The sequence below is a fragment of the Dictyobacter vulcani genome, assembly GCF_008974265.1.
In the GTDB taxonomy this organism is placed as follows: Bacteria; Chloroflexota; Ktedonobacteria; order Ktedonobacterales; family Ktedonobacteraceae; genus Dictyobacter; species Dictyobacter vulcani.
In genome coordinates, this window is sequence record NZ_BKZW01000002.1 from 871196 (window position 1) to 887267 (window position 16072).

A 16072-nucleotide genomic window follows, 5' to 3' on the forward strand; every position below is an offset into this window, starting at 1 on the left:
CAAACGAAGTTTGACAAAGTAATATATATGTCGAGCACTATAAAGAGAGATGAGTACTGTTGACTATGAAGCGAGACGAGATAGCTTTTTCAGATGATCAAGAGGAACTGTTACAACTCTTGCTTGAGCAAGAGGAGCTTCTCTTTCCTGAGGAATCAACCATTGTCCCCAGGAAGGAAAGCGAAAATGTAGCTCTTTCTTTTGCTCAACAGAGACTATGGTTTCTTGATCAACTTGAGCCAGGCAACGCCTCCTACAATATTGCTAGCGCCTTAAAACTAGTTGGAGTTCTTCACGTAGAGGCATTAAAGCAAAGCATTCAAGAAATCGCCAATCGTCACGAGCTTTTGCGCACTCACTTTCATGTATTCAATGGAGAAGTCACCCATAGTATTGAGCCCGCGTGGCAGGCGCCAGTCAATGAGCAGGACCTGCAACATCTAGCGGCCGCTGAGAAGGAGGCTGAGGCGCTACGCCTGGTAACGCTCGAAGCGCAGCAGCCGTTCAACTTGCTCACCGGACCCCTGCTACGCGTGACTTTACTGAAATTGAGCTCGGAAGAGCATATATTGGTGCTCGTGCTCCACCATATTATCGCTGATGGCTGGTCGCTTGGTGTTTTCACACACGAGTTAACCCAACTCTATGCGGCGTTTGTCGAGAACAAGCCAGCGCCACTGCCGGAACTGCCGGTACAATATTTAGACTATGTGCTCTGGCAACGTGAGCAACTTCAGGGAGAGCATCTGGATAGCTTGCTGGCCTATTGGCATGAGCAGTTGAAAGGTTCGCCTGGCAGTATCGACCTGCCGACTGACCATCCGCGTCCACCCGTTCAGACCTTCAATGGTGATGCAGAGAAATTTGCTTTCTCAGCCGAATTGACGCACCGTATCAAGCAGTTTTGTCAGCAAGAAGACGCAACGCTCTTTATGGTCCTGCTGGCAGCTTTCCAGGCATTGCTGTTCCGCTATAGTGCCCAGGACGACATCGCAGTTGGAACGCCAATTGCTAACCGTGAGCTACCCGAGATTGAAGGTTTAATCGGGCTCTTTATCAATACGCTGGTGATGCGCACAGATTTAGCGGGCGATCCCAGTTTTAGTCTACTGGTCAAACGTGTGCGTGAAGTTGCCTTGAATGCCTACGCTGCGCAGGATTTACCATTTGAGCAGATCGTAGACAACCTGCAGGCAGAGCGTGATCCTAGTCGCACCCCGATCTTTCAAGTCATGTTCGTCTTACAAAACATGCCCATGCCCAGGATGGATCTGGCCAATCTCACGCTCTATCCCCTACAGCTTGAGAATAAAAGCGCCAAATTTGATCTGACGTTAGTGATGATAGAATCCGAACAGGGATTGAGCGGTGTCCTGGAGTATAATACTGATTTATATGAGCAGGCAACTATCCAGCGTATGCTCACGCATTTTCAGTTGTTACTGGAAAATATGCTGGCCCGGCCGCATGAGCCAATTGCAGCGCTAGCGATGACGACCCGGGCTGAGCAGGACCTGTTACTGACGCAATGGAATGCGACCTGGACCCCCTATCCCGGCAAGCTACTATTCATGAGCTTTTTGCGGAACAGGTAACGCGGGACCCGCAGGCGACGGCGCTGGTTTTTGACGCTCAAAGCTTAAGCTACGCCGAATTAAACCGTCGCGCTAACCAGGTTGCGCACTATCTACGCAGCCTTGGGGTAGGTCCTGACACACTGGTGGCCCTATGTATCGAGCGCTCGCTAGAGATGGTGGTGAGCTTACTGGGTATCCTCAAAGCCGGCGGAGCCTACGTGCCCCTTGATCCTACATATCCTAAAGACCGGCTGGCCTTTATGCTGCAGGACGCCGATGTAGCAGTCCTGCTGACATTGCGGCCTTTTGTCCAGGAGCTACCAGCATATAGTGGGCAGCTACTCTGCCTTGACGAACTGACAGAGACGCTGGCAACGCAAAGTGAGCAGAATCCAGACAATCTAACGGCAGCCGGAAACCTGGCATACGTCATGTATACATCCGGTTCGACTGGTATCCCCAAAGGCACGAGTGTACCCCATCGTGCCGTTGTGCGACTGGTCAAAGAAACAAACTTTGCCGAATTTAGCGACCAGGACATCTTTCTACAATTCGCACCAATCTCCTTTGACGCCTCAACGCTGGAACTATGGGGCAGCTTGTTAAATGGAGCGCAGCTGGTCATCTTTCCACCCTATATCCCATCCCTGGAAGAACTGGGCCAGGTCTTACAGCAGCACCAGGTCAGCATACTCTGGTTGACCGCCGGCCTGTTTCACCAGATGGTTGAGCATCAGCTAACAGCTCTTCAGAGTGTACGCCAGTTGTTAGCAGGCGGTGATGTGCTGGCAGTGCAGCAGGTACGCAAGTTATTGGAGCAAGGTTGGCAAACCTGCTTGATCAATGGCTATGGACCAACCGAGAACACGACCTTTACCTGCTGCTATCGCATGCATACGGTTGAGCAAGTACAGGGAACCGTGCCGATAGGCGTACCGATTAACAATAGTAGTGTCTATATCCTCGATGCCTATTTGCAACCAGTGCCGATAGGTGTCGCCGGCACCCTCTATACCGGTGGCGCCGGCCTGGCGCGTGGCTATCTCAAGCGTCCAGAGCTGACGGCAGAATATTTTATCCCCCATCCGTTCAGTGATCAGCCTGGTGAGCGGCTCTATAATACAGGTGACCTGGTCCGCTATTTGCCAGACGGGAACATTGAATTCATTGGGCGCCGTGATCAACAGGTAAAAGTGCGTGGTTTCCGTATCGAACTGAGCGAAATAGAAAACGTCCTCCTACAACATCCTGCTATTCAGGACGCGACTGTGGTCCTGAATGAAGAACAAAGCAGTAAACGGCTGGTGGCTTATCTGGTAGCCAGCGCTGACGAGCAGGTCGCTGCCAGTGCCTTACGCCAATTTTTGCAAGAGCGACTACCGGATTACATGCTCCCAGCAGCATTTGTCTACCTGGCAGCATTGCCGTTAACGCCAAACGGCAAAGTTGATCGCCGAGCGCTGCCATCACCAGACTACACCCAATCTGAGCAAGAGTATATCGCGCCGCGCACACCGACAGAGCGTATTTTATCTGACATCTGGTGTCAGGTATTAGGCCTGGAAAAAGTCAGCGTGCATGATAATTTCTTTGCTCTGGGTGGTGACTCGATTTTAAGCCTGCAAATCATTGCCCGAGCCAATCAAGCCGGTTTGCGGCTCGCGCCACGGCAACTCTTCCAGTATCCTACCGTTGCTGGCTTAGCCGCGATTGTCGAGATTAGCGACACAGGAACTGGCCTGGACGTGGAGCAGCGCACCATACTTGGCGACGTTGTCTTAACCCCGGTGCAACGCTGGTTCTTTGACCAGAAGATTATGTCTCCTCACCATTGGAACCAGGCCCTGCTGCTAAGTACCACGCAGGCGTTAAAGCCTGAAATTTTGCAAGCCGCAGTGGATGCGCTCTGCGTACATCACGATGCTCTGCGTCTCCGTTTTGTCTATGAAAAAGCAGGCTGGCGTCAATATAACGCTGATAGCGAGGAGAGCACCACGATTACAGTGGTTCATCTTGCGCATATGCCGGTTGCTGAACGTACAGCCGCGATTGAAGAGTTAGCGCAGGAAGCTCAGGCCTCGCTGGATTTGACCGCAGGGCCATTGTTGCGTGTGCTGTATTTTGATCAGGGTGAAGATGAGGAAGGCCGATTACTGCTCATCCTGCATCACCTGATCGTTGACGGCGTTTCCTGGCGTATCTTGCTTACCGACCTGAATACCCTCTACGAGCAGTTGTCTCAGGGGCGGGATATACAATTGCCATTGAAGACCACCTCTTTTCAAGAGTGGGCGCAGCGCCTGGCGGCCTATGCGCAAACCGCTGAATTACAGGCCGAGGTGCCTTTCTGGCTGGCTCAGCTAGAGCAAAATAATGCAAAAATGCCGCTGGATTATGCGGGTGGAGAGAATAGCGTTATTTCCAGCCATACGCATACCGTTACACTGGATGCCGAGGCTACCACCGCGCTGCTCCACGACGTGCCATCGGCATACCGTACACAGATCAATGATGTCCTCCTGGCGGCGCTGGCACAGGTACTAACAGCATGGTGTGGAACTGACTCAATCTTGCTTGATCTTGAAGGCCATGGCCGTGAAGATATTCTGGCAGGAGTAGACCTCTCGCGGACCGTGGGCTGGTTTACCAGCATTTATCCAGTCGCATTAAGCGTGAATGGGCAGTGGGGAGCGGAGCACTTACTGAAGAGTATTAAAGAGCAGTTGCGGCAGGTACCGCAGCGCGGCATTGGTTATGGCCTGTTACGCTATCTGTGTGAAGACGAGACGGTGGCCGAACAGATGCGTAGCGTGCCAACCCCCGAAATTAGCTTCAATTACCTGGGTCAGTTTGACAGCGCAGCCAGAGAGAGTGGCCTGTTTGGACCAGCCTCAGAAGCCAGTGGCAACCCGCATCATCCGCTTGGAGCACGCGCGCACCTGCTAGGAATCAACGGCAGCATTGCAGGTGGACAGCTACAGATGAGTTGGTCCTATAGTGAAAATTTCCACGCCAGTGAAACAGTCATTGCGCTGGCCAATAATTACATCAAGGTGTTAAGCGAACTGATCAACCATTGTCGTCGAGCCGATAGTGGTGGCTACACACCCTCAGACTTTGCACTGGCCCACCTGACCCAGAGCCAGATTGATCATATGCTGGGCAGCGATCGACGCGTAGAAAACATCTATCCCCTTGTCCCGATGCAGCAAGGCCTGCTCTTCCAATCAATCTATGCAGGCGGGCAGGGCGATTATATTGTGCAGATCGGCTATAGCTTTAAAGGTCAGCTAGACATAGCAGCCTTACTGCAGTCCTGGCAGCATGTCGTCAATCAACATCCAATCCTGCGTACAGCGTTTCTATGGGATGGACTGGATGAACCTGTGCAGATGGTGCGTCAGCAGATAAGCTTACCAGTCACGCAGCTTGATTGGCATAACCTTTCCAGCGCGGAGCAGCAAGAGCGCTTAAAGACCCTGCTACAAGAGGATCGATTGCAAGGCTTTGATCCCTCACAAGCCCCGTTGATGCGCTTTACAGTCATTCAACTGGCTGAGGACCGCTATGAATTTTTCTGGACACATCACCATATTCTGCTGGATGGCTGGAGCCTACCACTGATCCTGAAGCAAGTCTTTGACAGTTACAGAGCCCTGAGCCAGAAGCGTACGCCACAACTGGAGCGGGTGCGAGCATACGAGGATTATATTTCGTGGTGGCTGCGCCAGGATATGCAGCAAGCCGAGGCTTTCTGGCGGCAGTTGTTGCACGGCTTTAGTACGCCAACCCTGCTTGGATCTGCTCTGGTCAAAAAAGAGCAGGCCGAGCAGAGCCAGCAAGCCGAGCAACAAGTAGCGCTCTCAGAAGAGATGACGCACACGCTGCAACAAGTGGCACGCCAGCACGAATTGACGCTGAACACACTGGTACAAGGCGCCTGGGCGATCCTGTTGAGTCGCTATACCGGGCAAGATGACATTGTCTTCGGCACCACCGTCTCCGGTCGACCGGCAGAAATCATCGGCATCGAAGCGATGATTGGTCTGTTCATCAACACCTTACCCGTGCGCATACAGGTGTCACCCGAAAAGACACTGTTTTCCTGGCTACAGAGTCTACAGGAACTACAGAGTAAGATGCGCCAGTATGAGTATAGCTCACTGGCAAAGATCCAAAACTGGAGTGAGCTTGCCGGTGGTACCGCGCTTTTCGACACCTTATTCGTCTTTGAGAACTATCCACTGAGCGCCAGTGAGCAGAGCTCAGAGCAGCAAGAATTGAGCATCGAAGCGGTGCAGTCCAAAGAGCAGACCGAGTATCCACTCACACTCTACGCCCTACCCGGTCAAGCATTGACCTTCGACGCCCACTACGATCCAGCGATCTTTGATGCCGCGTCCATTAACCGCCTGCTCAAGCACTTTGTCACATTGCTGACAGGCATCGCCAATAACATTGAGCAAACCATCGTGTCGCTCCCCATGCTGTCAGCACTTGAGCTTCAACAGTCTATGGAGTCAGGGCCGGTTAGCCAGAACAGTGCGTTATGTATCCACGACCTTTTCGCGGCACAGGCGCAGCGCACACCACTGGCGACGGCCTTAATTGTGGGGACCGAGCGCGTAAGCTATGAGCAGCTTAATCGTCGAGCCAATCAAGTCGCGCAGTATCTATGCAAGCAAGGCGTTGGACCCGATGTATTGGTCGGCGTGTGTATGGAGCGCTCAGTTGACATGATCGTGGGTATACTGGGTATCCTCAAAGCCGGCGGAGCCTATGTTCCGCTTGATCCAAACTATCCGCAGGAGCGCCTGACCTTCTCGCTGCAGGATACTCAGGCACCGATACTGTTGACGCAGGCCGCGCTGACGCAGCGTCTACCAGCCTATGGCGGACACATCATCTGTCTGGATACGGATTGGCCGACGATTGAGCAGGAACGCATTGAGGCACCCACGACCACGGTGAGCGCAGAGCACCTGGCCTATGTGATCTATACCTCGGGCTCGACAGGAGTTCCCAAAGGCGTCGCGATCGCGCATCGCAGTACCCTCGGCTTACTGTACTGGGCACGTGACCAATACACAGCCACGGACCTGGCCGGGGTCTTAGCGGCGACCTCGATCTGTTTTGACTTATCGATCTATGAAATATTTGTGCCCCTAAGCTGGGGCGGAACGGTGATTGTCGCGGATAACGCCCTGCAATTGCCGCAGCTGGCAGCCGCGCAGGAAGTCACCCTGATCAATACCGTGCCCTCGGCTATGAATGAGCTGGTGCGGGTCGGACAGGTGCCGAGCTCAGTGCGTGTCGTCAACCTGGCCGGTGAGCCACTGCCACGGCGACTGGTGCAGCAACTCTACGCATTAGAGCACATTCAGCATGTCTATAACCTGTATGGTCCGACCGAAGACACCACCTATTCAACGGGCATCAGGTTAGCGTCAGCCGAGGGTGCGATTGTACCGATTGGCTATCCACTCCCCAACAAGCAAGCGTATGTACTGGATCAGCATCTGCGGCTGGTCCCGTTGGGCGTGGCCGGTGAATTATATCTGGCAGGTCCAGGATTGGCCCGTGGCTATTTGCAGCGTGGAGACCTGGTCGCGGAACGCTTTATTGCGCATCCTTTTAGCACCGAGCCAGGGGCACGCCTCTACAAGACCGGAGACCTGGTACGCTACCAGGAAGATGGTGTCCTGGAGTACATAGGGCGCATCGATCATCAGGTCAAAGTGCGCGGTTTCCGGATCGAACTGGGTGAAGTCGAACACAAACTATTGAGCCATCCAGCGCTGCAAGAGACCGTTGTGGTCGTACGTGAGGATACGCCAGGCATCAAGCAACTGGTAGCCTATATCGTAGCGGCACACAAAGACCTGACGGCGGCCGAGCTACGCAGCTATCTGCAGGAGCACCTGCCAGAGCATATGATCCCGGTCGTCTTTGTGTTCATGGCAGCCTTGCCGCTCACGCCAAATGGGAAAGTTGACCGTAAGGCACTACCTGCGCCCAATACCGTGTTAGCAGAGCGTAAAGATGTAGCGAGCGGACCACGTACAGAGACCGAACGCTTACTCACAGCAATCTGGGAGCAAGTGTTAGGTGTTCAGCCGATAGGACTGCACGATAACTTTTTCACCCTTGGCGGCGACTCTATTCTCAGTTTACAGATCGTTTCACGGGCCAGGCAGGCAGGTATGCAGCTTTCACCACGGCATATCTTCCAACATCCAACGCTGGCCGAGCAAGCAAGTGTCGTAGCGATTGACACCACATCCACAGTGATCGATGCGGAACAAGAAATGGTCAGCGGCCAGGTGCCGTTAACCCCCATCCAGCACTGGTTCTTCGAGCAAGAAATTGCTGAGAACCATCATTGGAACCAGGCCGTACTGCTGAGTGTAGCAGAGAACCTGAGTCCGAGCGTGCTTGAAAACACGGTCGCACAGCTCTTGCAGCATCATGACGCTTTACGCATGCGCTTTACACTTGAAGAGACAGGTTGGCATCAAGACAATGCGGCCTGGGATAGCAGCGTGCCATTTGCTTTTATTGATCTGGCGGCCAACACGGAAGATGAGCAGCGGGCGGCAATTGAGAAGCAGGCACGTGAGGTACAGGCCAGCCTTAAGCTCGCGACTGGACCCCTGCTACGGGTCGTCTATTTTGATCTGGGTGCCGGTAAAGCTGGACGTTTGCTGATCGTCATTCATCATCTGGTCGTCGACGGAGTTTCCTGGCGCATCTTACTGGCAGACCTGCAGGCCAGCTATCAACAATTGTTTGCCGGCCAGGTGGCCAGCCTGTCTGCTAAAACAACCTCATTTCAGCATTGGTCATACCTGCTACAGGAATACGCCCAATCAGAAGAGCCGCGCGCAGAGATCGCCTACTGGCAGAGCCTGGCCGACAAACCACAGGCGCAGATGCCAGTTGACGATCTAGCGGGCGAGAACACAGTAGCCTCGGCCAGACTGGTTACCCTGGCACTGAGCGCAGAAGAGACACAGGCGTTACTCCACGTAGTTCCACAGGCCTATCGTACCCAGATCAACGACCTCCTATTGGCGGCCGTCCTACTTGGCTATGCTAGTTGGAGCGGTCAGAATACACTGCTGATAAACCTGGAAGGGCATGGACGTGAAGACCTGTTTGCTGATGTTGACCTATCGCGCAGCGTTGGTTGGTTTACCACGCTCTTCCCACTCTTTTTACAGCTAGAGCAGCCGAGCAGACTGGATGAGATGCTGAAAGCCGTGAAAGAACAACTGCGGCAGGTGCCACAGCATGGTATTGGCTATGGACTCTTGCGCTATCTGCACCTGGATCCAGAGGTTGTTGAGAGTATGCGTGCTCTGCCTACCGCCCAGATCAGCTTCAACTACCTGGGACAATTTGACCAGGACAGCAATGAGAGCACCTTCTTTGCTCCGGCCTCTGAAGCGAGTGGCGCGGTCATAAGTGCGCAGGCAAAGCGAGCACACCTGCTAGATATTAATGGCAGCGTGAGTGGTGGCCAGCTACAAATGACCTGGACCTATAGCCAGAATGTGCATAAAGTCGAGAGCATGCAGGCATTGGCGGAAAACGTCATGCAGGCACTGAGAGACCTGATCGCCCATTGTCAATTACCAGAGGTTGGTGGCTACACGCCATCTGACTTCCCATTGGCGCCCCTCTCGCAAGAGCAGCTTGATACACTGCTTGGGACAGATCGCCTGGTCGAGAGCCTCTATCCACTCTCACCATTACAAAAAGGACTGCTTTTTCATACGCTGTACGCTCCTGATAGTGGTGACTACATCGTGCAAAGCGAGTTTACCTTCAAAGGCCACTGTGATGTAGCCGCGCTGGAACAGGCCTGGCAACTGGTCGTCAACCATCATCCCATCTTACGCACAGCCTTCTTAATGGACAACGTGGCCGAGCCATTACAAGTCGTGCGTCGCCAGGTCAGGGTGCCATTTGTCGAGCTTGATTGGTGTGATGTCGCGCCAGGCGAACAAGAGGAGCGGCTCAGCGCCTATCTGCAGACTGATCGTAGCACAGGCTTTGTACTCTCGCAGGCTCCCCTGCTCCGTCTGGCCTTGATCCGTTTCAGCGACGACAGCTACAAATTCATCTGGAGCTATCATCACATCCTGTTGGATGGCTGGAGCTTACCGATCGTGCTCAAAGACGTATTTGAGAGCTATGAAGCCCTCTGTCAGAAGAACGCACCGCGTCTGGCCTCCATCCGTCCATATGAAGAGTACATAAAGTGGTGGTTGCAACAAGATATGCAGCAGGCCGAGACCTGCTGGCGCAAGACATTACAGGGCTTCAGCACACCGACACAACTGGGCATTGATCGGGTGGCCGTCTCAGAGCAGCCACGGATGTATCGTGAGCGAGCCAGAGAGGTTGGCGCAGAAACCGTCCACCTGCTCAACACGCTGGCTCGCCAACATCAACTCACGCTCAATACCCTCATTCAAGGAGCCTGGGCCCTGGTCTTAAGCCAGTATAGCGGTCAGGACGATATCGTCTTTGGCGCCACCGTTTCCGGACGCCCGGCGGATGTCCAGAATATCGAGACGATGGTCGGCCTGTTTATCAATACCTTACCAGTACGTATGCAGATCGCCCCGGATGTTTCGTTGTTGAACTGGATGCAGGCCATTCAGGAACAGCAGAGCGAACTGCGCCAGTATGAGTATACTCCTCTGGCTCAGGTGCAGGCGTGGAGCGATATTCCACAAGGGACCGCGCTGTTTGACAGTTTGCTGGTCTTTGAGAATTATCCGATTGATGCCAGTACCCGGAGTACTGAGAGTAGCCTGCAACTGGCAGGGCTCAAATCACATGAGCAGACCAACTATCCACTGACGTTGCTGGCCCAACCAGGACAAACCCTATCACTGCGGATCCTCTTTGATCAAAGCCGCTTCGAGGCCAGCGCCATCGAACACCTGCTCCAGCATTTGCATACGCTGTTAGAGCAGATGGTAACGAAGGTAAACATGCCCCTGGCGCGTATGAGTATGTTGCATGAGGCCGAGCAACACGAACTCATCGTGAACTGGAATGATACACAACGTGATTATCCAGCTGAGAGCAGCATACAGCAATTGTTTGAGGCACAAGTAAAGCAGCAACCCGCCCGGACCGCCCTGGTTTTTGAGCAGCAGCGTCTGAGCTATGCAGAATTGAATAGTCGAGCCAATCAGGTTGCCCACTATCTCAAAAAGCTTGGTGTCGGGCCAGAAACACTGGTGGGCCTGTGCATGGAGCGCTGCGTTGAAATGATCGTGGGCATGCTGGGTATCCTCAAAGCCGGTGGAGCCTACATCCCACTTGATCCGAACTATCCTCAGGAGCGCTTACTGTTCTCCTTAGAGGATACGCAGGCGCCGGTGGTACTCACGCAGGCCCACCTGATCGAGCCTATGCAGGAGCATCCAGCCACCTTTGTCTGCCTGGATACCGACTGGTCGCAGATCGCGCAAGAAAGCCCGCACAATCTGCCGGTGAGCGCCTGTGCCGATAATCTGGCCTATGTGATCTATACTTCAGGCTCGACCGGCAAACCCAAAGGCGTGGGTATCGCGCATCGCAGTGCCCTGACATTGTTGCACTGGGCCCATGAGCACTTTGATCAGCAGGCGCTGGCAGGTGTGCTGGCCTCAACCTCCATTTGCTTTGACCTCTCAGTGTTTGAGATCTTTGTGCCGCTCAGTTGGGGGGCAGCGTGATCCTGGCCGCCAACGCGCTGCAATTGTCAGAGCTTGACGCCAGAGAAGAAGTGACCCTGATCAATACCGTGCCTTCTGCGATAGCCGAACTGGTGCGTAGCAATGGCTTACCCGCCTCGATCCAGATCGTGAATCTGGCCGGTGAGCCACTGCAACGGCACCTTGTCCAGCAGATCTACCAGCAGGAAACGGTCAAGCAGGTACGCAATCTGTATGGTCCGACCGAAGATACCACCTACTCGACCTGGACTACGGTCGCGCAAGATGATCCCACCGTCGTCACCATTGGGCGGCCAGTCGCCAATACCCAGGTCTATCTCTTGAATCGCTATCTGCAACCAGTCCCACAGGGGATCGCCGGAGAACTATATCTGAGTGGGAGCGGACTGGCGCGTGGCTACTTGCAGCGGCCAGAGCTGACCGCCGAGCGCTTTGTGGCCGATCCTTTCAGTAGCGAGCCTGGTGCGCGTATGTATCGCACCGGTGACCTGGCCCGCTACCGTCCGGATCGCAGCATCGAATACCTTGGGCGTATTGACCAGCAGGTCAAGGTTCGTGGCTTCCGCATTGAACTCGGTGAGATTGAAAGTGTCTTGCAGCAACACGCCGCCATCCAACATGCCGTGGTTATGGTGCACGAAGCAGAAAGCCTGAAAAGACTGCTGGTCTATCTCGTCGTAGCGCCAGGACATGAGCTACCCGATGTGCAAGTCCTGCGTGAATATATGCTCACACACGTGCCTGAATATATGGTGCCAGCACTCTTTGTGACCATTGACGCACTGCCATTAACACCAAACGGAAAAATTGACCGCAAGGCATTGCCAACGCCAGAGCAGCAGATGCTGCGGAGCCATAAGAGCTTTGTCGAGCCACAGACAGCGCTTGAGCATACATTGGCCGCGATCTGGAGGCAGGTATTGCGCGTGGAACAGGTGAGTATCCACGACAACTTCTTTGCCCTGGGTGGCGACTCGATTGTGAGTTTGCAAATCGTGGCCCGTGCCAAACAGGCCGGTCTGCATGTAACGCCAAAACAACTCTTCCAATATCCAACTATTGCCGGGTTGGCAATGGTCGTACGTGCTGAAACCGCAGCACCACTGGTTGATGCAGATGCAGACGCCCTGGTTGGTCCAGTCATGTTGTTACCGATCCAGCACTGGTTCTTTGAACAACAGCTAGAGCGGCCAGAGCACTGGAATCAAGCTGTACTGTTAAACGTTAAGCGCACGTTAGAACCAGCGCTGCTCAAAGAGGCCATTGCTCATTTGTTCTCCCACCACGCGACCCTGCGTCTACGTTTCATTCAAGAAGCTGTGGGCTGGCAACAGCAAGTGGCTGAACTGGACGAGAGCCAGCTTTTGACGGTGGTTGACTGTTCAACGACGGCAGTCACTGAACTGAGCACTACTATCGAGCGTACCGCAGCCGAAGTGCAGGCGAGCCTGGATCTCAGTAATGGTCCACTGGTACGGATGGTATATTTTGACCCGGGTCAGGAACAGCCAGCGCGTTTATTGATCGTCATTCACCACCTCGTCATTGACGGAGTCTCCTGGCGCATCCTGTTGGAGCAACTACAGCTCATCTGTGAGCAGTTGATGACAGGCGTACCCGTAAGCTTGCCAGCTAAAACAACTGCATACCAGACCTGGACAAAGTTATTGAGCGAGTATGCGCGACGCCCGCAAGTGCTGGAACAAGCAGCATACTGGCTTGCCGAGGAGCGTCAGGGACTCAAAGCCTTGCCGCGTGATAAAGCAACAGGAGAAAATACCGTTGCCTCCACGCGGAATATAGAGGTGAGCTTAAGCCGTGAAGAAACGCAGTCCTTACTCTACGCAGTCCCGCAAGCGTATCACACCCAGATCAACGATGTCCTGTTGACAGCGCTGGCACAGACACTGGCTGCCTGGAGCCATGAAAGCGCGGTCCTGATCAACCTTGAAGGTCATGGTCGTGAAGATATTCTGGAGGGCGTCGATCTTTCAGCAACCGTTGGCTGGTTCACCAGTATGTACCCGGTACTCCTGCAGGTTGCAGATGCTGAGCGACCAGATACCCTGCTCAAAAGCGTGAAAGAACAACTGTTTAAGCTTCCACAGCGTGGCATCGGCTATGGTCTCTTGCGCTACCTGAGTGATGACGTATCCCTGATGACACAGATGCAAGCCTTGCCGCACGCAGAGATCAGCTTCAACTACCTGGGACAATTTGAGCAGCCCCGGCTAGAAGACGCCCTGTTCTGGCCTGCATCCGAGTCCAGCGGACCTAATTCCAGTGCACTCAATAGCCGGCAGCATCTCTTAGATATCAATGGTGGCATCACCAACGGACAACTAAACTTGAGTTGGACCTATAGCCAGAACATCCATGAAGACGCAACCATCCAACGGCTGGCCCAGGAATTTATTCAGCAGCTACGGACGCTCATTGCCTACTGTACCTCGGATGAGGCTGGTGGCTATACACCTTCAGACTTTCCGCTGGCCCACCTGACACAGGAGCAGATTGACCGTGTGCTGGTTGATCAGCAGCAGATTGCCGCCGTCTATCCACTGACACCTTTGCAGCAAGGCATGCTTTTCCATGCACTCTACGCACCCAATAGTGGTGACTATATTGTACAGATTGGCTACCGCTTCAAAGGCAACCTGAATGTAGCAGCCTTCACCGCCGCCTGGCAACAGATCATCAAGCGCCATGACATTCTGAGGACAGTGTTAGTCTGGGATGGCCTGGACGAGCCTATGCAGGTGGTCCATAAACAAGTTGCCTTGCCATTCACCTTGCTCGATTGGCGGGATACGCCTGCGGTCGTCCAGCAAGCGCAACTCGCCGCCTTGCAGGCATCTGATCGCGCGCAAGGCTTTGATCTTGCGCACGGGCCGCTGATGCGCCTGACGCTGATACGCTGTGAGGATGACTGCTATGAATTTTTATGGAGCCACCATCACACATTATTAGATGGCTGGAGCCTGCCACTCGTGCTCAAAGAAGTTTTTGACTGCTACGAAGCATATATACATCAGCAGGACATACAGCTACCAGCCTTACGTCCCTATCAGGATTACATCCAGTGGTTGCAACAGCAAGACACGGGAAAGGTAGAGGCCTACTGGCGTCAAGCGCTGCAGGGGTTCAGTACGCCAACACAGTTAAGTATTGATGCTGGCAGCAACGCGGCCACGAACCACTATGCGGACCAGATCCATGAAGTAGCGCCAGAAATGACCCGGGCTCTCCAGGATCTGGCCAGACAACAGCAACTGACCCTGAATAATCTTTTGCAAGGAGCCTGGGCACTCCTACTCGCCAGCTATAGCCGACAGCAAGATGTTGTTTTCGGCATCACAGCCTCTGGTCGCTCTGCAGACGTAGCAGGAATTGAGTCCATGGTGGGACTCTTCATTAATACCTTACCCGCGCGTTTCAAGATCGAGCCAGAACAGGACGTTGCCACATGGCTACGCACCCAGCGCGACCAGCAAACCGAACTCCTGCAATATGAATATAGTCCGCTGTCCCAGGTACAGAATTGGAGCGAGTTACCTCGTGGGACAGCCCTGTTTGAGCACCTGTTCGTCTTTGAGAACTATCCCATTACTGGCAGTGGCAATAGCGGAGAGGCCAGCCTGGAAATACAAGCCGCTACCTCGCGTGAGCAGACCACGTATCCACTGACATTGATTGCCTATCCAGGTCAGCGTCTCGCCTTGAAAGTACTGTATGATCAAGGGCGTTTTAGCGCCCATGCAATAGCGCACATGCTCAAGCACCTGCAGGTCTTGTTAGAGAACATCGTAGCCGCTCCGCAGCGTAAAATCGCGGAGTTAGCATACTCAGGAGAGGCCAGCCTGGAAATCAGCTAGGCTGGCTACGGGGTGTTTGGTGTTGCGTTGAGAGACCGGTATCCACTAATTGATGCTTATCGGCGGGTGCAGCGTTCGCCTTGAAGAGGCTACTGTATGAGGGTCAGAGGGGTTTTATGCGGGCCCATGGGAGTGCAATAGGGCGCAATATTGCTGGGAAGTCGACCCTGGGGTCCCCTTTTTTGTTGAGAGGGAAAGTGCTGTATGCCTTGCTCCGCAGCGTAAAATCGCGGAGTTAGCGAAGTATTTCTTTTTGGCCGGGACGTTAGTCAGCAGTCTTGTGGCTGCATTGGAACTGTCATCGGATAGGGATCGCCTCTATGGCGGAGGAAGATTCCTTGTTTATCGTCGACGCGGCTTTTGATATGCTTGGCAAGTGGGTTTGTCAGCGACGTCGAATAGGCGGCCATCGTCGCGCGGGTCTCTGGGACAGTGGATGTGCCGTCCTATGAGTGAATTAAATCGTGAGCCATCGAGGGCTTGCTGCGTACGTTTGCGAACACTGTGTGACGTCGGGGGTGCCAGAAGTGAACTTGGTTGGACCTGTTTGTCGAACGTCCTCACCGGTTGGGATGATCAGGGCATGCCTGGCGGCGAATTCGGTGGAAAGCGGTGGGGGGGCTTGGCTGTATATGCCTCGGGGGCTTTTGAGGTTGAAGGCTAGATTCCAACTGGGATCGCTCGATACAGCGTAGAACGTGATCGGAGGATTGGTCGGCGGTCGTTTTGCTGGTGGAATTTAAGCAGAGTTCATTTGGGTCGGCAATTGCCGCGCAATAGCGTCTGGCGGTGGTCAATGCTGGTTTGATTATCGATGCGGAATTTTGGGATGCGGTTTGTTAGCAAGGGCATACAGTGGTAGTGTGGTATGACATGCTGT

At 53.8% G+C, this 16072-nt stretch carries 2 protein-coding genes and 2 pseudogenes; all 4 read left to right on the forward strand.

The features are described 5' to 3' along the window. The first annotated feature begins 65 nt into the window (after nt 1-65). The 4 genes and pseudogenes from KDW_RS21190 to KDW_RS21205 all read left to right on the forward strand — a co-directional run bounded on the left by KDW_RS21190 (nt 66) and on the right by KDW_RS21205 (nt 15856). Nucleotides 66-1595, forward strand: coding sequence for a condensation domain-containing protein (locus tag KDW_RS21190; protein ID WP_151757945.1), 1530 nt, complete (start codon nt 66-68; stop codon nt 1593-1595). Then, nucleotides 1529-6073, forward strand: a pseudogene (locus KDW_RS36470) (amino acid adenylation domain-containing protein); the annotation flags it as partial. The gene KDW_RS21190 and the pseudogene KDW_RS36470, both read left to right, overlap by 67 nt. A gap of 53 nt (nt 6074-6126) precedes the next feature. Beyond that, nucleotides 6127-15192, forward strand: a pseudogene (locus KDW_RS36475) (condensation domain-containing protein). A gap of 448 nt (nt 15193-15640) precedes the next feature. After that, nucleotides 15641-15856 carry a hypothetical protein gene (locus KDW_RS21205; RefSeq protein WP_151757948.1) on the forward strand — a complete coding sequence of 72 codons (216 nt, stop codon included), beginning with the start codon at nt 15641-15643 and terminating at the stop codon, nt 15854-15856. Nucleotides 15857-16072 lie beyond the last annotated feature (216 nt).